We start from the raw sequence: 20,775 nt of genomic DNA, 5'->3' as shown, positions 1-20,775 counted from the left end.
GGACGGTGCCAGTAAGGGCCTGACCGCGCCGAACGGTCCGTCGCAGGAGCGGGTGATCGCGGCCGCGCTGGCGGATGCGGATCTGGCTGCGTCGGATGTCGATGTGGTGGAGGCGCACGGGACGGGCACGAAGCTCGGCGATCCGATCGAGGCTGGGGCGCTCATGGCGGTCTATGGTGCTCGCGGTGAGCGTGGGCCGTTGCGTCTGGGGTCGCTCAAGTCGAATATCGGCCACACCAATGCCGCCGCCGGTGTTGCCGGTGTGATCAAGATGGTCGAGGCGATGCGGCACGGCGTACTGCCGAAGACGCTGCACGTGGATGCACCCACGCCACACGTGGATTGGTCGGCGGGGTCGGTCCGGCTGCTGACCGAGGCCGAGCCGTGGCCCGCGGGCCCGCAGGTCCGCCGCGCGGGTGTCTCGTCGTTCGGGATCAGTGGCACCAACGCTCATGTGATCCTGGAGGAAGCGCCCGCCGAGCCGGTGGCTGCCGAACCGGGAGAGCGGCCCGAGCGGGAAGTGGCAGCCCAGCCCGTCGCATCGGATGTCGTTGCGCTGATGATCTCGGCCAAGTCCGACGCGGCGTTGCGCGGTCAGGCGAATCGGTTGCGGCAGTGGCTGATCGATGAGCCCGACGTGGATGTGCGAGATGTGGCACATTCACTGGTGACCTCGCGGGCACTGCTGGAGCGGCGTGGTGCGGTGGTGGGGCGTGACCGGGCGGAGCTGCTCGCCGGGCTCGCCGATATGGCGGCGGGATCGCCGGGCGTGATCGACGGCAGCGCGGTCGCCGGCCGGACCGCATTCCTGTTCACCGGCCAGGGCGCTCAGCGGGCAGGCATGGGCGAGAACCTGTACAAAGCCTTCCCGGTGTTCGCGGCCGCGCTGGATCAGGTGTGCGCCCACTTCGACGTCCTGCTGGGGCGGAGCCTCGAAGACCTGATGTTCGCCGATGCCACGAAGGTGCTGACGCGCACCGAATACACCCAGCCGGCGTTGTTCGCCTTCGAGGTGGCGATGGTGCGGTTGCTCGAATCCTTCGGTGTTCGACCGGATCTGCTGCTCGGGCATTCCATCGGTGAACTGGTCGCCGCCCATGTGGCCGGTGTGTGGTCGCTGAAAGACGCCTGCACTCTGGTCGCGGCGCGTGGCAGGTTGATGGGTGCCCTGCCCGAAGGCGGCGCGATGCTGGCGGTGGCGGTCGGGGAAGACCGGGCGGTCCAACTGATCGCGGAGCATGCCGGAGGAGTCTCGATCGCGGCGGTGAACGACCCGGCCTCGACGGTGCTGTCCGGCGACCGGCAAGCCATCGACGCCATCGAGTTCGCATTGTCGGGCACCGGCGTCAAGACCACTCGGCTCGACGTCTCGCACGCCTTCCACTCCGCCCGGATGGAACCGATGCTGGCCGAATTCCGTGTGGTGGCACAGAAGATCACGTATCGCGCGCCGCGACTTCCGATCGTGTCGAACGAAACCGGAGAGTTCGCCGGGGACGCGGTGACCGATCCGGAGTACTGGGTCCGGCAGGTGCGCGGTTGTGTGCGGTTCGCTCCGGGCGTGGGCACACTCGTCTCGGGCGGCGCGCGACGATTCGTTGAGGTGGGTCCGGACGCGGTCCTGGCGGCGATGACGCGCGCGGCCGTCGCCGAGGACGCCGAGGCCGAGTCGATGTCGCGGGTTGCGGCGGTGTCGCGCCGTTCGGTCGGGGAAGTGCCGCAATTGCTGACGGCGCTGTCGTACCTGCACGTCGCGGGCGTGCCGGTGGAGTGGGGGCCGCTGTTCGCGGGTCGCCCGGTGCGCCGGGTCGGTGTGCCGACCTATGCGTTCCAGCGTCGCCGGTATTGGCTTCAGCCGTCCGATGACACGACGCGGTCGTCGGACCATTCGATCCTGACAGGTGTGGTCGGAGTGGCGGGTACCGACGAGTGGCTGTTCACCGGCCGGTTCTCGGTGCGTACCCATCCGTGGATCGCCGATCACATGGCTCACGGTGTGGTGGTGGTGCCGGGTGTTCTGCTGCTGGAATTCCTGCTCGCGGCGGGTGGCCGGATCGGCTGCGAGGTGGTCGAGGAGATCACCGTGCAGGCGCCGATCCGGCCCGGTGAGGACGAGGTCGAACTGCAGGTTCTCGTGGCGGCCGCCGACGAGTCCGGCCGGCGTTCATTCGACTTCTTCTATCGGAAGTCGGCTGACGACGAATGGGTGCGCAATGCGACGGGTGTGCTCGCGGTGCGCTGGGACGGCGACTCGACGGTGATGTCGGAGCTACGCGAGCAGCAGTGGCCACCGGTCGATGCCGAACTCGTGGATGTCGACAAGGTGACGTTGCCGGAGCAGATCGCGCGGGATACCGGGCTTGGGTACGGTCCGGCATTCATCGGGGTGAACGCGGTGTGGCAGCGTGGCGACACGGTCTTCTCCGAGGCGGTGCTCGATACCGAGGCGGCACCGGAATCGGAGCGCCATGAACTCCATCCGGCACTGCTGGAGCTGGTGATGCACGCCGGACTGTCGCGGTCGATCTTCCGTTCCGCGGAGCCCGAGCCGAACACCGGTTGGCTGTTGTTCCGTTGGGGCGGTGCGCGTTTCCACAAGCCGATGCCCGCGCAGGTGACGGCACTTCGGATCATGTCGAAGAAGACCGGCGCGGATACGGTGTCGGTCGCGGCGCTCGATCCGGACGGCACGCCGATCATATCGGTGGACACAGTGCTGCTGCGTCCCTACGACGTCGAGGAGTTCCGGCGCGGTCTGTCCGATGAGCAGGCCGCCGATCTGTATCGGGTGCAGTGGGAGCCGCTCGCGGTGGCTCCGGTCGTGGGGGCGATGCCGCCCTCGGCTGTCCTCGCGGACACGGTGGTGCCCGGCATCGAGACATCCCACTCCGCCATCGCCGATGTTGGTTCCGCGGAACATGTTCCGGACATCGTCGTCTGGCGTCCCGCGCGCGCCGGGCAGGTCGTCGACGATCCCCGCGTGGTGCGGGAGCGGGTGCACGGCACACTGGCCACGCTGCGGGCATGGCTTGCCGACGAGCGCCTGTCGGAGGTCCGGCTGGTGGTGGTGACCGTGGGGAGTGTTGTGCTACCCGGCGAAGCGGGCGGTGTGGATCCTGCCGCGGCCGCGGTGTGCGGGCTGGTGCGCAGCGCGCAATCGGAGAATCCGGGGCGGTTCGTTCTCCTCGACGAGGATCCGGGCGATCCGGTGGACGCCGATCGGATCGCGGCCGTACAGGCTTCGGGTGAGTCGCAGGTTGCGGTGCGTGGCACGAAGATTCTGGTTCCCCGGATCGCCCGTGTCGGAATCGATGGTGCGACAGGCGCTCCGGCGTTGCCGGACGACAAGACGGTGCTGATCACCGGTGGCACGGGCGATTTGGGGGCGGAGTTGGCCCGCCACATGGTCGCCGAGCACGGTGTGCGCAGGCTGGTGCTGGCCTCGCGTCAGGGCCTCCAGGCGCCCGGGGCGCAGGAACTCGTCGCCGAATTGGCGCGATCCGGCGCCGATGCGCGCGTCGTGTCCTGCGACGTCACCGATCGAGACATGGTACGAAACCTGCTGTCCGACATCGAATCCGACGGTGGTATCTCCGTGGTGGTGCACACGGCGGGGGTTCTCGACGACGGCACCCTCGAATCGTTGACCGCGGGGCAGCTGGATCGGGTGCTGGCGCCCAAGGTCGACGGAGCATGGTACCTGGACGAATTCACCCGCGGCAGCGAACTGTCGGCATTCGTGGTCTTCTCGTCGATCGCGGGAGTACTGGGTTCGGCCGGACAGGGCAACTACGCCGCCGCGAACGGTTTCCTGGACGGGCTGGTCCAGCGGCGCCGAGCGGCGGGGCTGCCGGCGACATCGCTGGCCTGGGGTCCGTGGAACTCCGGGAGCGGAATGGCCGCCGGTGTGGGGAGTACGGCGCTGGAGCGCCTGGGCCGCTGGGGCATGGGGCAGCTCGAGAAGGCGGAAGCTGTACGTCTTTTCGACTCCGCTCTCGCAAGCGACGATGGCTGCCTGGCTCCGCTGCGGTTCGACGCGAGTGTTGTGCGCCGCACCTCGGATCCCGACGCGGTCCCCGCGGTTTTACGTGGGTTCGTGCGGCGTCCGGCGCACGCGGTGCGCCGACCCGAGCCAGGTTCCGCGGCGGCTTCGCTGGCGGAGCGGTTGGCGCGGATGCCACAGACACACCGTGGCGAAGCGGTGCTGGAGATCGTGTCGGCACAGACCGCGGCAGTGCTGGGGCACGATTCGGCAGCCGATATCCGGCCCGATCAGCCTTTCGACGACATCGGATTCGATTCCCTGGGCGGGGTGGAATTCCGCAACCGGTTGGCCAAGGTCACCGGGGTGCGATTGCCGTCGACCTTGGTGTTCGATCATCCGACGCCCGCGGCCGTGGCGAAACTGGTGCAATCTCGGCTCGAACCGAAGGCCGCCGACGGATCGCCGAAGCAGGTGGCGCGCCGGGCCGGGCTGGATGAGCCGATCGCGATCGTGGGGATGGGTTGCCGATTCCCGGGCGGAGTGAAGAATCCCGACGAGCTGTGGGATCTGCTGACCTCGGGGATCGATGCGACGAGTGGCTATCCGTCGGACCGTGGCTGGGATCTGGAGAGCCTGTTCGACGATGATCCGGACAAACCCGGGACGGTCTACGCCCGTCGCGCCGGCTTCCTCGACGACGCCGGAGATTTCGATGCCGGCTTCTTCGGGATCGGCCCGCGCGAGGCCGCTGCGATGGACCCGCAGCAGCGTCAGCTGCTGGAGGCGTCGTGGGAGGCGCTCGAGGACGCGGGCATCGACCCGGTGTCGTTGCGCGGCACCGATGCCGGGGTTTTCGTGGGCGCGTGCTTCTCGGGCTACTTCAACCACGTGACCCCCGAATTCCAGGGGTATCGGCTCACCGGCGCCCAGGGCAGCGTGATCTCGGGACGGCTGTCGTATGTGTTCGGCCTGGAGGGGCCTTCGGTCACCGTGGACACGGCCTGTTCGTCGTCGTTGGTGTCGCTGCATCTGGCGTGCCAGGCGCTGCGGCAGGGTGAGGCGTCGCTGGCGCTGTCGGGTGGTGCGACGGTCTACGCCGATCCGTATCTGTCCGTCGACTTCGCACGCCAGCGTGGCCTGTCGCCGGAAGGCCGGTGCAAGTCGTTCTCCGCCGCGGCCGACGGTGTCGCATTCTCCGAGGGCGTCGGAATGCTCGTGCTGGAGCGGTTGTCGGATGCCCGTCGCCTGGGCCACGACATTCTTGCCGTGGTGCGGGGCACGGCGATCAATCAGGACGGCGCGTCGAACGGCCTGTCCGCGCCGAACGGTCCATCGCAGGAGCGGGTGATCGCGGCAGCACTGGCGAACGCGGGCCTGAAGCCTGCCGACATCGATGCGGTGGAGGCGCACGGCACGGGGACCCCGCTGGGCGATCCGATCGAGGCACAGGCCCTGATCGCCGCCTATGGGCAGGGGCGGGCGGGGGCGCCGCTACGGATCGGCTCGTTGAAGTCGAACATCGGGCACACATCGGCCGCGGCGGGTGTGGCCGGAGTGATCAAGATGGTGCAGGCGTTGCGGAACGAGACGTTGCCGATGACGCTGCACGTGGATGCGCCCAGCCCGCATGTCGAATGGTCGGCCGGCGAGGTGGCATTGTTGACGCAACCACAGCGGTGGCAGCGCAACGGCCGGGTCCGCCGGGCGGGGGTGTCCTCCTTCGGTGTCAGCGGGACCAATGCGCACGCCATCCTGGAAGAAGCACCCGCGCAACGAGTTCCGGCTACGTCGCCGCGACCGTCAGATGCGCTGCCGCTGCCGATTCTGATATCGGCGAAATCGGAGGCGGGGTTGCGGGCGCAGGCGGACCGGCTGCGCCGATGGTTGACGGACGGACCCGAGCGGCGGATCGACGACGTCGCGTACTCGCTCATCGACTTCCGTTCCCAGCTGGAGTTCCGGGCAGCGGTCACCGGGGCCGGGCGGGACGAGATCGCCTCCGGCCTTGCGGATCTGGCGGCCGGCGACGTCTCCGCCGCTGTCGTCGAAGGGGTTGCCGGGGCCGGCAAGACCGCTTTCCTGTTCACCGGGCAGGGCGCGCAGCGCGCGGGGATGGGGAAGGACCTGTATTCGGCGTTTCCGGTGTTCGCGCAGGCCGTGGACGAGGTGTGTGCTCAGTTCGACGCCCTCGCGAACAGCGATCCCGGACCGTTCTCGCCGCGAGGGCTGCGCGAGGTGATGTTCGAGGACACCGAGGGACTGGTGAACCGCACCGAATTCACCCAGCCCGCGTTGTTCGCCTTCGAGGTGGCGTCGTCGCGGCTGCTCGAATCGTTCGGAATCGCCCCCGACATGCTGATCGGCCATTCGATCGGTGAGCTCGCCGCCGCGCACGTGGCCGGGGTGTGGTCGCTGCCGGACGTGTGCCGTCTGGTCGCCGCGCGCGGCCGGTTGATGGGGGCCTTGGCCGAGGGCGGAGCGATGCTCGCGGTGGCAGTGGCGGAAACGGACATGCTCGAAATCGTCACCGAATACGGCACCAGACTGTCGATCGCGGCGGTGAACGGCCCGGCGTCGGTGGTGGTGTCCGGAGACGCCGATGCCGTCGACGAGGTCGCCGCGGTGTGTGCCGCCCGACGGTACAAGACCAATCGGCTGCGGGTCGGTCATGCATTCCATTCGGCGCGCATGGAGCCCATGCTGGCCGAATTCCGGTCGATTGCCGACAGTCTGACCTATCACCTGCCGGTGATCCCGATCGTGTCGAACCTCAGCGGCGCCGTCGTCGGCGCCGAGATGACCGATCCGGGCTACTGGGTGAACCAGGTGCGCGGGTGCGTGCGCTTCGCACCCGGCGTCGACACCCTGTCCCGCGCCGGAGTGCGGCGGTTCGTGGAGGTCGGACCGGACGCCGTACTGTCCGCGATGACGCGGCAATGTCTGGCCGAGACGCCGGATGTGGAGGCGACGTCGAGGGTTGTCGCGGCCGCTCGTCGTTCGGTGGCCGAACCGGCTCAGTTCGTCTCCGCGTTGACGCAGGCCCATGTGGCAGGTGCCGGTGTGGACTGGACGCCGCTCTACCCGGATCGGGCGTTGTCACGGGTTTCGTTGCCCACCTACGCATTCCAGCATCGGCGCTACTGGTTGCAGCCGGCGGGCGCACCAGCGGCGCCGGGATCCGACGGTCACCCGGTTCTGACCGGTGTGGTGCAGGTCGCGGGCAAGGACGAATGGATGCTCAGCGGCCGGCTTTCCCGCCGGACCCATCCCTGGCTGGCAGACCACGCGAGCTACGGAGTGATGGTCGTGTCCAGCACGACGCTGGTGGAGCTCTTGCTGGCGGCCGGATCACGCTTCGGTTGCACCGGGGTGGATGAGCTGACGTTGGAAGCTCCGATCTTCCCGCCCGAGGACGGCACCGATATCGCCGTGCAGGTGCTCGTCGACCAGGCCGACGACACGGGCCGCCGACCGTTCACGATGCACCACCGCATCGGTGACGGCGAGTGGATACGCAATGCCAGCGGCATTCTGGCCGATGATCGTTCGGCGGCCGAGTCGCTGCTGGAACGACTACGGTCCGAGCCGTGGCCGCCGTCCGAGGCGGAGCCGATCGATCCGGAATGGGTACCCGCGCACATCGAGTCGGTGGCGGGGCTCGAGTACGGTCCCGCATTCCGCGCAATCGAACACGCATGGCAACGAGGAAACACCGTCTTCGCCGAGGTCGTATTGGATCCGGCCGTCGAAGCGGACGGGTTCCTGCTGCATCCGGGCCTGCTGGACGCCATCGCCCACGCCGGGATGGCCCGTCTGGTGTGGCCGGAGCCCAGCCAGGATCCGAACCGCGGCATGTTGCTGTTCCGCTGGGGCGGCGTCCGATTCCACGGCATCGCACAGCCGCGCCGGCTGCGGGTGATCGCCGAGGCGAAGGGAGCGGACATACTCGCCGCGGCGGCGGTGGACGGCGATGGAAATCCGGTGATCTCGCTCGACGAGATCGTGATGCGGCGGTACGACATCGCCCAGCTCACCGGCCGATCGACCGGAGGCGACGCCCGGGTGTACGAACTGGACTGGGTGCAGGCCCACAGTGCCGCGGCTCCCGAGCCGGGCCCGATCGCCACCTGCGGATCCACATCCATCGCCGGTGTGCGGCAACACTATCCGGACCTCGACAGTCTGCTGTCGGATCCGGTGCCGCCCGCCATGGTGGTGTGGGCGGTCGCGGCGGACGCGGCTACGCACAACGGCGACGTCACGGCCGCGACACACCAGCAGACGCGGGCGACGCTCCAGATACTCCAGGGCTGGCTGGACAAGGATTCGACACAGCGGTCGCGACTGGTGGTCGTCACCCACAATGGCGCCGGACTGCCGGAGGAGGCACCGGACCTCGCCGCCGCCGCGGTATCGGGGCTGGTGCGCAGCGCGCAGTCCGAGTATCCCGGTCGAATCCTGTTGCTGGATCGGCAGACCGGGCTGTCGGCGGACGCAGTGCTGTCGGCGGTGGGGACCGATGAGCCGTGGGTGGCGGTTCGTGGCAACACGATGCTGGTGCCGCGGCTGCGGGCGGCGGAGGTGACCGCCGAAGCTTCGCCGGTGTTCGGGTCCGGCACCGTGCTCATCACCGGGGGCACCGGCGGATTGGGCGCGCTGGCAGCCCGTCATCTGGCTGCCGAGCACGGAGTCCGGAACCTGCTGCTGGTGTCGCGCAGCGGCGAGAAGGCCGCAGGCGCCGGCGAATTGGCGGCGGAACTCGGCGAGCTCGGAGCCACCGCGCGGATCGCGGCCTGTGACGTCGCCGACCGGGCGGCATTGCGCGCGGTACTCGATTCGATTCCGATGGAAAGTCCGCTGACCGCGGTGATCCACGCCGCGGGCGTACTCGATGACGCGACGGTCGCGGCACTGACCGTCGAACAGCTGGACCGCGTGCTCGTGCCGAAGGTCGACGCCGCGTGGAACCTGCACGAACTGACCCGAGACGCCGATCTCTCGGCGTTCGTGTTGTTCTCGTCGATGGCCGGTGTCATCGGGGCCGCGGGGCAGGCCAATTACGGTGCCGCCAACAGCTTCCTGGACGCACTGGCCGTGCGCCGCCGCGCCGCGGGACTGCCGGCCGTGGCTCTTGCCTGGGGGCTGTGGACGGGCACCACCGCGGGATCGGGCGGGATGGGCGCCGCCCTCGACCACGCGGGAGTCGCACGCATGGCCCGCCTCGGCGCGCATCCGCTGGCGCCGGCCGACGGCCTTCGGCTGTTCGACACCGGTGTGGCCCTCGGAGCGACGCCGGCAGCGCCCGCCGTGCTCATGCCGGTGCGGCTCGACGTGGCCGCGCTGCGGCGGCAGATACACGCCGAAACCGTCCCGGCGATACTGCGACAGTTCCTGCGTCCCGCCCGGCACACGGCCGAGGCCGGTGGGCAATCGCGCAGATTCGTCCTGGACGGAGTGCCGGAGGCCACGTGGGATCGAGCGGTCCTCGATCTGGTCCTCGAGCTGGCCGCGGCGGTGCTGGGGCATTCATCGGCCGGGGATATCCGGTCCGACAAGGGATTCGACGAGCTCGGGATGGACTCGCTGGCCGGCGTGGAAATGCGCAACCGGCTGTCGAATGCTACCGGTCTCGCGTTGACCTCGACGATGGTGTTCGACTACCCGACCCCGATCGAGCTGTCCCGATATCTTCGCCGGCAGCTGGCCGCGACACCACCGGCGACGTCCGCGCCGCCGGAACCCTCGGTCGACCTCACCCTGCTGGGGGCGATGGTCGAACAGGCTCTCGCCACGGCGGGCGACGACCCCGCGGCCGTCACGGCACTGCTCGGCATCGGTGACCGTCTGCGGTCCCATTTCGGTGACCGATGGCCGGCGGACGAGTACGACGACGATCTTGCCGAGCATTCCGGCACCGAATTATTGGATCTGCTCGATGAGGAGTTCGGTCGATCATGAGCAATGAAGAACGGCTCACCCAGTCCCTGCGACGATTCGCCAGAGATCTGCGCACCGCCAACAAACGCATCCAGGACTTGGAGGAGCGTGCGCGGGAACCGATCGCCATCGTCGGGATGAGCTGCCGCTATCCCGGCGGGGTGGAGTCTCCCGCGCAGTTGTGGGACCTGGTGGCCTCCGGCACCGATGCCATCGGCGGCTTTCCGGCGGATCGGGGATGGGATCTGGACAAGCTCTACAACCCCGATCCGGACGTGCCGGGCACGACCAACACGCGCCAGGGCGGGTTCCTGTATTCGGCAGGCGATTTCGACGCGGGCTTCTTCGGGATCGGTCCGCGCGAAGCCGCGATGATGGATCCACAGCAGCGGCTGATGCTGGAGGCATCCTGGGAGGCGCTGGAGGACGCGGGAATCGACCCGGTGTCACTGCGCGGCAGCGATACCGGCGTCTTCACCGGCGTCTTCCATCAGTATTACGGTCCCCGGGTCGGCTCGCCGACATTGACGGCCGAGGCGGAGGGCCACGCCTATCTCGGTGCGGGAAATTCTGTCGTATCCGGTCGGGTCGCCTACACATTCGGTCTGAAGGGCCCCACGATGTCGGTCGACACCGTGTGCTCGTCCTCGCTGGTGGCACTGCATCTCGCATGCCAGGCGCTGCGCCAGGGGGAGGCGTCGCTCGCCTTGGCGGGCGGTGTCACCGTGATGTCGGATCCGTCGCATCTGATCGCGTTCGCGCGCCAGCACGGGCTGGCAACCGACGCACGATGCAAGGCGTTCGCGGCGGGGGCGGACGGGACCGGCTTCTCCGAAGGCATCGGGGTGCTGGTGGTCGAACGCCTGTCGGACGCTCAGCGTCTGGGACACACCGTTCTGGCGGTGATTCGCGGCAGCGCGCTCAACCAGGACGGTGCGAGCAACGGACTGACCGCGCCGAACGGCCCGTCCCAGGAACGTGTCATCACCCAGGCATTGGCCAATGCGGGTGTGGCACCCGGGGACATCGATGCGGTGGAGGCACACGGGACCGGCACGATGCTCGGGGATCCGATCGAGGCGCGCGCGCTGATCGGTGTCTACGGCACCGAGCGTGCGCACGGGCCCCTGTATCTGGGCTCGCTCAAGTCGAATATCGGGCACACCTCCGCCGCGGCCGGAGTGGGTGGTGTGATCAAGATGGTCCAGGCGTTGCGACACGAGATGCTGCCGATGACATTGCACGTGGATGCGCCGACGCCGCATGTGGATTGGTCGGCCGGCACGGTGCGGTTGCTGACCGAGGCACGGCCGTGGCCCGCGGGCGAGCGGGTGCGCCGGGCGGGTGTCTCCTCGTTCGGTGCCAGCGGCACCAACGCGCACGTGATCATCGAGGAGGCTCCCGCCGAGCCGGTTGCCGGGAGCGATCCCGAACAGCTCGCTGTCGGAGAGCCGGGGCCGAGGGTGAACACCGATGTCATCGCCTGGCCGATTTCGGCGAAATCGGAAGCGGGCCTGCGTGACCAGGCGGAGCGGCTGCGGCAATGGGCCGTCGGCGCGCCCGAGGTGGATGTGCGGGACACGGCGCACGCACTGGTGACCACGCGGGCGATGCTCGACCGGCGCGCGGTGATCGTGGGGCGCGATCGAGAGGAAGTGCTGACAGGCCTCGCAGCCCTCGCCGACGGCAACTCCGGCGGCGCGGGCGTGATCGACGGCGTGGCGGGCGCGGGGCACACGGCGCTGCTGTTCACCGGTCAAGGTGCGCAGCGACCCGGTATGGGGCTGGAACTGTATGCGGCGTTTCCGGTCTTCGCGGCGGCGCTGGACGATGTGTGCGCGGCGTTCGACCCGTTGCTGGGCCGGGTACTGAAAGACGTGATGTTCGATGCGGACGGTGCGCTGCTGAATCGGACGGAATACACCCAGCCCGCGTTGTTCGCCTTCGAGGTGGCGACCTACCGGCTGGTCGAATCATTCGGTGTGAGACCGGATGTGCTGCTGGGGCACTCCATCGGCGAGTTGGTCGCGGCGTACGTGGCGGGCGTGTGGACTCTGGCGGACGCGTGTGCTTTGGTGGCCGCGCGGGGGCGGCTCATGGGTGCGTTGCCCGGCGGGGGCGCGATGCTGGCGGTGGCCGTGTCCGAGGACGACGCGGTCGAGCTCGTGGCACCCTACGCCGATCGCTTGTCGGTGGCCGCGGTCAACGGGCCGGCAGCGACGGTGCTGTCCGGCGACGCGGAAGCGGTCGCCGATATCGAGCGACTGCTCGCCGAGCGCGGCCGCAAGACCAGCCGGTTGCGGGTCAGCCATGCCTTCCATTCGGCCCGGATGGATCCGATGCTCGACGAGTTCCGTTCGGTGGCAACGGGATTGACCTACCATCGACCGGCCGTCGCGGTGGTGTCGAATGTGACCGGCGCGCTGGTGGATCGTGAGCTGGCAGATCCGGAGTATTGGGTGCGTCAGGTTCGCTCGGCCGTGCGCTTCGCGCCGGGTGTGCGTGCGCTGGCCACGACCGGAACCAGACGGTTCCTGGAGGTGGGACCGGATGCGGTGCTGGCGGCGATGACACAGCAGTGCCTGGCCGCCGAACCCGATACCGAAACCAAGGCCGTGGTCGCCGCGGCAGCACGACGCGGTGGCGAGGAAGCCGCGCAGTTCGTCGCGTTTCTTGCCGCCGCGCACACCGCCGGCCTCGCGGTGGACTGGCGCCCCATGTTCGCAGGGCGGACGATACGTCGAATTTCATTGCCTACCTATGCATTCCAGCATCAGCGCTATTGGATCGCGCCCACGGCTGTACGCGGCGATGCCGGTCGCGCCGGTGTGAACGTGGTCGACCATCCGATTCTCGGTGGGTCGATCGCGGTGGCGGGTAAGGACGAGTGGCTGTTCACCGGGCGGCTGTCGGTGGCGTCACATCCGTGGATCGCCGATCACACGGTCTTCGATACGATTCTGCTCCCGGGAACCGGATTCGTGGAGCTGGCGCTGGCGGCCGGAGCCCGGCTGGGTGCGGAGGTCGTCGACGAGCTCGTGCTGGAAGCGCCACTGCAGCTGGATGATCGGGCCGAGGTCGACGTGCAGATCGCGGTCGACGAGCCCGACGAGGAGGGGCGCAGACGATTCGTCGTGGCGTCGCGACCGGCCGGTGACGAGTCCGCCGGCGGCGGCGCGACGACCCATGCGCGTGGAATTCTCGCCCCCGGTGGCTCCGACGACGAGCCGGCCCGCGAGATCATCGACGCCCCGGAGGACGCGACTGCTGGCGACATCGTCTACGACGGCCTGGCAGGGTGCGGATTCGATTACGGGCCCGCCTTCCAGGGGCTGCGCCGCACCTGGCGCGATATCGACGGTGACGTGGTGGCGGATGTGCGGTTGCCCGCCGACATCGGTACGGACGGAGACCGATTCGGTATTCATCCCGCGTTGCTGGACTCCGCGCTGCATGCGGGAGTGGAGGACCTGGCCGCGGATCTGCCGCCCGGACAGGTGCCGTTGCCGTTCTCGTTCACCGGGGTGCGCCTGCTTCGTTCAGGGGCGACCGCCGCGCAGGTGCGGATTCGGCGCACCGGCGACACCATGCGGCTGGAACTCGCTGACGAGACCGGCGAGCCGGTGCTGATCGCCGAATCGCTGCGGGCGCGTCCGGTGCACAGCCGGGCGCTGCGCGACGATCGGTCGACGGCCGACCACGGCCTCTACGACATGCAGTGGAATCAGCTCGATCGTGGTACGGCCCGGGCCGTGGACGGTGTGGTGATCGCCGCGATCGGCGTGCCCGGATTCGCGCAGACCTACCCCGACCTCGCCACCTGGACCGCCGAAAGTGCCACCGCCGCTGGGGATGTGCTGGTGTGGTGTGCCGGCGATCGCGCCGAGGACGGTGGTGAGGTCGGTTCGCGGTCGGCGGTCACCGTGCGAGACCGCGTGCACGCGGTGCTGGCGGCCGTGCGATCCTGGTCGACCTCGCCCGCGACCGATACCCGGCTGGTGGTGGTTACGCGCAACGGTGCGGGGTTGCCGGGCGAAGCCCCCGACCTGGCGGCGGCCGCGACTTGGGGCCTGCTGCGCAGTGCGCAGTCCGAGCACCCGGGCCGGATCGTGCTGCTGGACATCGACGGTGACACCGCGGTGACGCCGGAACTGATCGCCGCGGCCGTGGCGACCGACGAGCAACAGCTGGCGGTGCGCGCCGATGACCTGCTGGTACCGCGGCTGGTCCGGCGCGCGCCCGCCGCGGTACATCCGGTCGACCTGGGCTCGGGCGCGGTGCTGATCACCGGCGGCACCGGCGGGCTGGGCGCACTGGTGGCGCGGCATCTGGCCGCCACCCACGGGGTGCGCGAACTGGTCCTGGTCTCGCGGCGCGGGGACCGGGCCGAGGGTGTCACCGAGCTCGTCGCCGAACTGGCCGAACTCGGGGCCCGAACCCGGGTGCGGGCCTGCGACGTGAGTGATCGTGCCGCAGTCGCCGGGCTGCTCGACACCCTCGCCGATGGCCCCGCGCTCACCGCCGTCGTCCACGCGGCTGGCGTACTGGCCGACGGCACCGTCGACACCCTGACATCCGAGCAAGTCGACCGTGTGCTCGCGCCGAAAGTCGATGCGGCACTGCACTTGCACGAACTCACCGCCCACCGGCAGCTGTCGGCCTTCGTCCTGTTCTCCTCGGTCGCCGCGGTGGTCGGATCGCCTGGGCAGGGCAACTATGCGGCGGCCAATGCGGTGCTGGATGCCCTGGCGCGGAACCGCGCCGGTGCGGGGTTACCCGCGGTGGCGGTGGCCTGGGGACCGTGGAGCGGGCGCAGCGGAATGACGGCCGATCTGGCCGATGCGGACCTGGAACGATTGTCTCGCATGGGCTCTCGCCCGCTCACCGAGGCCGACGGTCTGGAACTGTTCGACCTGGCGAGCGGGGCGGGCGCCCCGTTCGTGGCCGCGGTCGACCTGGATACCGCGGCGTTGGCCCTCGCGGCCAGATCAGGGCTGCTGCCCTCGATACTGCAATCCCTGGTGCCGTCCGCTCGCCGCGCGGCCGGTGGCGGTGACCTGGCGCGGCGACTGGCCGCGCTGCCGCCGGAAGCGCGCGACGGGGTCGTGCTCGAATTCGTGCGGGGACAGGTAGCCGCGGTGCTGGGGTACGCCGCGGGCGATCTGGTGGATATCGAGCAGCCTTTCAGCGCCATGGGTTTCGATTCGCTGGGTGCGGTGGAATTCCGCAACCGGCTCACCACGACCACCGGGCTGCGGTTGCCGTCCACCCTGGTCTTCGACCATCCCACCACCCGGGCGGTGGCGGCATTCATCGCTTCCCGGCTGGATGATTCACCCCAGGCCAAGCAGCACAAGCCCACGCGTCGGGTACGAGCCGACGAGCCGATCGCGATCGTGGGAATGGCCTGCCGCTATCCGGGTGGCGTCGAATCCGCCGACGACCTGTGGGATCTGGTGTTCTCGGGCACGGACGCCATCAGCGGATTTCCGTCGGATCGTGGCTGGGACCTGGGTCGTTTGGTGCACCCCGACCCCGACCATGCCGGCACCTCCTACGCCTGCGAAGGCGGATTCCTGAGGAACGCGGCCGATTTCGATGCGGGCTTCTTTGGGATCGGCCCGCGTGAGGCGATCGCGATGGATCCGCAACAGCGGCTCCTGATGGAGGTGTCCTGGGAGGCATTGGAGCACGCCGGGATCGACCCGATGTCGTTGCGGGGCAGCGATGCCGGTGTCTACACGGGAGTGATGTACCAGGACTACGACGCGCTGACCCGTTTGGGCGGGCCCGAAGTCGAGGGCTATGTCGCCACCGGTGCCGCGGGCAGTGTGGTGTCGGGCCGGGTCGCCTATGCGCTGGGACTGGAAGGCCCTGCGATGACGGTGGATACGGCCTGCTCCTCCTCGTTGGTGGCCCTGCATCTGGCGTGCCGCGCGCTGCGTCAGGGGGAGAGTTCACTGGCCTTGGTGGGTGGTGCCACGGTGATGGCGACCCCGACGGTGTTCGTTGAGTTCTCCCGGCAGCGTGGTCTCGCGTCCGACGGCCGGTGCAAGGCGTTCTCCGCCGCGGCCGACGGGGTGGCCTGGTCCGAGGGCGCGGCCGTGCTGGTGGTGGAACGGCTGTCGGATGCGCGTCGGCTGGGCCACGAGGTCCTCGCGGTGGTCCGCGGCAGCGCTGTCAATCAGGACGGTGCGAGTAATGGCCTGACCGCGCCGAACGGACCATCGCAGGAGCGGGTGATCATGGCTGCGCTGGCCGACGCCGGTCTGCGCCCCGAGGATGTGGACGCGGTGGAGGCACACGGGACGGGTACGGCATTGGGCGATCCCATCGAGGCGCAGGCGTTGATCGCTGCCTACGGTCAGGACCGGCCGGATCTGCCGTTGCGGGTCGGCGCCCTCAAATCGAATATCGGCCATACCCAGGCCGCCGCGGGCGTGGGCGGCGTGATCAAGATGGTGCAGGCGTTACGGCACCAGATGCTGCCGAAGACGCTGCACGTGGATGCGCTGTCGCCGCATGTGGATTGGTCGGCGGGGGAGGTGCGGGTGCTGACCGGGCGTGAACCGTGGCAGACGGGTGACAGGGTGCGGCGCGCGGGGGTGTCGTCGTTCGGCATCAGTGGCACCAACGCACATGTGATCGTCGAGGAACCGCCGAAGGTGCCGGCACCGTCCGGCGGCACCGACCACGGCGACGATGGTGGTGCGGCCCCCGTGGTGCCGTTGCTGCTGTCGGCCAAGTCGGTCGAGGGACTGCGCGGGCAGGCACAGCGGTTACACGCATGGCTCGCCGAGCGCCCGGATGCCGACCCCTGGTCGGTGGCGCGCTCCCTGCTGGACACCCGCGCACAGCTGGACCGGAGGATCGCGGTCCTCGGCCGTGACCGCGAGGAACTGCTCGCCGGACTGACCGCCGCGGCAGTGGGTTCGTCGCTGCCAGGGGTGGTCGAGGGCGCGGTGGGTTCGGGCGGCACGGCGTTTCTGTTCACCGGCCAGGGTGCGCAGCGAGCAGGGATGGGCGCGGGTCTGTACCAAGGGTTCCCGGTCTTCGCGGCGGCATTGGACGAGGTGTGCGCGGAGTTCGACCCCCTGCTCGGCGAATCACTGCGCGAGATCATGTTCACGGATCCGGCATCGGCGCTGGATCGGACCGAGTTCACCCAGCCGGCGCTGTTCGCGTTCGAGGTGGCGACGTTCCGGCTGCTGGAATCGTTTGGTCTGTCGCCGGATGTGGTCGCCGGGCATTCGATCGGTGAGCTGGTGGCGGCGTTCGTCGCCGGGGTGTGGTCGCTGCGGGACGCGTGTGCGCTGGTGGCGGCGCGGGGGCGGTTGATGGGCGCATTGCCGGCCGGCGGCGCGATGCTGGCGGTGGCCATGCCGCAGGACGCGGCGACGCGAATGCTCGCCGAATTCGGTGGCCTCGTGTCGCTGGCGGCGGTGAACGGACCGGAGTCGGTGGTGCTTTCGGGGGACTCGGATGCGATCGCGGAGATCGGCCGTCGGCTCTCGGAGGAGGGGAAGAAGACGACGCGCTTGCGGGTGTCGCATGCGTTCCATTCGGCCTCGATGGACCCGATGCTCGACGAGCTCCGCGCGGTCGCAGAGGCGTTGACCTACCGCGAGCCATTGTTGCCGATCGTGTCGAACGTTTCCGGGGAACGGGTGGGTGAGCAGGTGCGTGACCCGGAGTACTGGGTGGCGCAGGTCCGCGGCTGCGTACGGTTCGCACCCGGGGTGGACACCCTGGTCGAGACCGGTGTGCGCAGGTTCGTGGAGGTTGGTCCGGATGCGGTGCTGACCGCGATGACCATCGAGTGCCTGGCGCAGCATCTTTCGGCGCGGACGAAGTCGGCGGCGGTCATGGCGTCCTCGCGGAGGTCGATCGACGAGGTGACCGGATTCGTCACCCTGCTCGCGCAGGCGCGAACAGTGGGGCTGCCGGTGGATCTACGGCAGTTGTTCGCCGAGCGTGGCAAGGACCGGGTGACGTTGCCGTCCTACGCGTTTCAGCATCGGCGCTACTGGATACAGCCGCTGCCGGGAGCTGCGACGGGTACTCTCGGGCATCCACTGTTGGCGAACGCGGTGCCGGTGGCGGGGCGCGACGAGTGGTTGTTCACGGGCCGGTTGTCGCTGCGGACCCATCCGTGGATCGCCGACCACGCGGTGCTCGGTTCGGTGCTCGTGCCCGGGACGGCGTTCGCGGACATGGCACTGAGTGTGGGTGCGCGACTGCATGTCGCGGCCATCGAGGAACTGGTGCTGGAATCGCCCCTGGTACTGGCCGGTGACGCCGAGGTCGATCTGCAGTGCAGCGTTGCGGCGCCCGACGACCGGGGTCGGCGCGCCGTCGCGATCTACTCCCGTTCCGCCGTAGGGGATTCGGCCGATGAGCATCCGTGGGTACTGCATGCGGGCGGTGCGCTGACCACGGTCGCCGAGACGGCCCCGGTGTGGGCCGAAACGAGCTGGCCCCCGGCCGGAGCGGAGCGGTCGCACGACGCGTCCCTCTACGATCGCTTGGCCGAGCGAGGCTTCGAGTACGGTCCCGCGTTCCAAGGGGTTACCGCGGTGTGGACCCGTGGTGAGCAGACCTTCGGGGAAATCTCGCTCGACGAATCGGTGAGCGGTTCGGCATCGGCGTTCGCCGTCCATCCCGCTCTGCTGGACGCCTGTCTGCATGTGGCGATCGACAGCCTGACCGATGGCCCGGCAAACGGGCAACTGCCGCTGCCGTTCTCGTTCGCAGGTGTGCGGCTGTGGCGTTCGGGTGTGGGATCCGGACGTGTACGAGTGGTGCCGAGCGGCAACGGGCAGGTCGGTGTCGTCGTGGTCGACGACACCGGTTCGGTCGTGTTGAGCATCGATGCCGTCACCGCGCGTCCGGTCGATGTCGATGTGCTGAGGGCGGCCGGTGCGACGCCGCGTTCAGCGCCGCTGCACCTGCACTGGGTTCGTGCGGAACCGACGGATCCCATCACTGCCGGTGTGCCGGCGACAATCGGATCGGCGCGCGTTGCCGGGATCGACCGGCATTATCGCGATATCACGGAACTTGTTGCGGCCGGGCAGGTTCCGGACCTGGTTGTCCACCCGCTCGCGGACGAAGGCGGCGATCCTGCCGCGGACGTGTCCTCCGATGCTCGTGCCGCCAGGGTGCGAGCATCGGTGCACGCGGTGTGGGAGCTGCTTCGGTCGTGGGTGTCGGACCAGCGACTGGCCGATTCTCGCCTGGTGGTGCTGACCCGTGGCGCGACGGCCGTGGCGGGTGAGCCGGTCGATGTGGCAGCCGCCGCGGTGGCCGGCATGGTCCGCACCGCCCAATCCGAGCATCCGGGCCGGATCGGACTGCTGGACCACGACGGCAGTGTGGACGCGGACATCGTGCGCGCCGCCTTCACCCCCGATCACGGCCAGGTGGCGGTCCGTGGCTCCGGGATTTTCGTGCCGCGACTGTCCCGTGGTATCGCCAGCGGCGAAGCGGAGTCGGTCGATCGCGATGCACCGTTCGGGACCGGCACGGTTCTGCTCACCGGTGGCACCGGCGGTCTGGGTGCGGTGATGGCGCGGCACCTGGTCACCGTGCATGGGGTACGGCACCTGTTGCTGGTGTCACGCCGGGGCGCGGCGGCGGCGGGCGTTACGGAGCTGATGGCCGAATTGACCGAGATGGGCGCCGAGATCCGTGTTGCCGCCTGTGATGTCGGTGACCGCGCGAGTGTGGCGGCCGTATTGAATTCGATCGCGCCCGAGCATCGGTTGACCGCAGTGATCCATTCCGCGGGCGTGATCGACGACGCCACCCTCGAGAATCTGACCGCCGAGCAGATCGATCGCGTGCTCGCGCCGAAGGCCGTCGGCGCCCTCCACCTGGACGAGCTGACCCGGGCGCACGACCTGTCCGCGTTCATCATGTTCTCCTCCGTCGCTTCGACATTCGGTGCGCCCGGACAGGGAAACTATGCGGCCGCGAATTCATTGCTCGACGGGCTGGCACACACTCGCCGCGCACAGGGACTGCCCGCGGTCTCGATGGCGTGGGGACCGTGGAATCCAGATGCCGGCATGACCGGCGAGATGGACTCGACGGCCGTGGCGCGATGGGAACGACTGGGTGTCGAGATGCTCGGCATCAACAATGGGACCGCACTGTTCGACGCTGCGGTCGCCACGAACGAGCCGGTGGCTGCCTGCATAGAATTCGACCGCCCGACGCTGGCGGCGCAGGCCCGGGCCGGGAAGTTGCCGGAGATTCTCGGTGGCCTGGTACCCGTTCGAGCGCGGCGGACGGCTGGTGACAGCACGACCGCCGGCCGGTTCGCCGCGCGTCTGGCCGGCGCATCGGAAGAGCACCGCGGTGCCCTGATCCTCGAATTCGTGGCCGAACACGCCGCGGCGGTGCTGGGACACTCCTCTGCGGTGGCCATCGATCCCGAGATACCCTTCAACGAACTGGGGTTCGACTCGCTCGGCGGCGTCGAATTGCGGAATCGGCTCACCGAGGAGACAGGTATGACACTGCCCTCGACACTGGTGTTCGATTACCCGACCGCTGCCGCTGTGGCGAAACTGGTGGGCTCGCACTGGGATTCGACCTCGACCACGACGGCTGTCGACGACCAGATCACCTCGCTGCAATCGCTGTTCGCGACCATGTCGTCAGCGGGGGACAGAGCCCGTCTGGCCGACCGGGTCCGTGCACTGCTGGCCGAGGTCGGAGATGGTGAATCCGGCCCCGGTAGCGACCGTGCCGCAGTGGCGTCCGCCGGAGACCGGGCCGCCGTCGAGGCGGCCGCCAGCGCCGACGAGCTCTTCGCGCTCATCGACAAACAGATATCGGCACCGTAG

Annotated in this window: 2 protein-coding genes (1 of these 2 cut by a window edge); both read left to right on the top strand. The window is 69.2% G+C overall.

Annotated elements, in window-relative coordinates:
• Positions 1-9,943: the 3' portion of a type I polyketide synthase gene (locus tag AB0L57_RS04275; protein ID WP_364956843.1), read on the top strand. 911 nt of this gene lie to the left of the window's left edge; 9,943 of the gene's 10,854 nt are visible here — the last part of the coding sequence; the start codon falls outside the window, past its left edge; it ends in the stop codon at positions 9,941-9,943.
• A complete protein-coding gene (locus AB0L57_RS04270; RefSeq protein WP_364956840.1) occupies positions 9,940-20,775 on the top strand; it encodes an SDR family NAD(P)-dependent oxidoreductase in 10,836 nt (3,611 codons plus the stop codon). The genes AB0L57_RS04275 and AB0L57_RS04270 overlap by 4 nt, the downstream gene beginning before the upstream one ends.

The sequence above is a fragment of the Nocardia sp. NPDC052254 genome, assembly GCF_040679495.1.
GTDB lineage: Bacteria > Actinomycetota > Actinomycetes > Mycobacteriales > Mycobacteriaceae > Nocardia.
The sequence above is the reverse complement of the archived record's forward strand: the minus strand, read 5'-3'. Positions and strand labels throughout refer to the sequence as shown.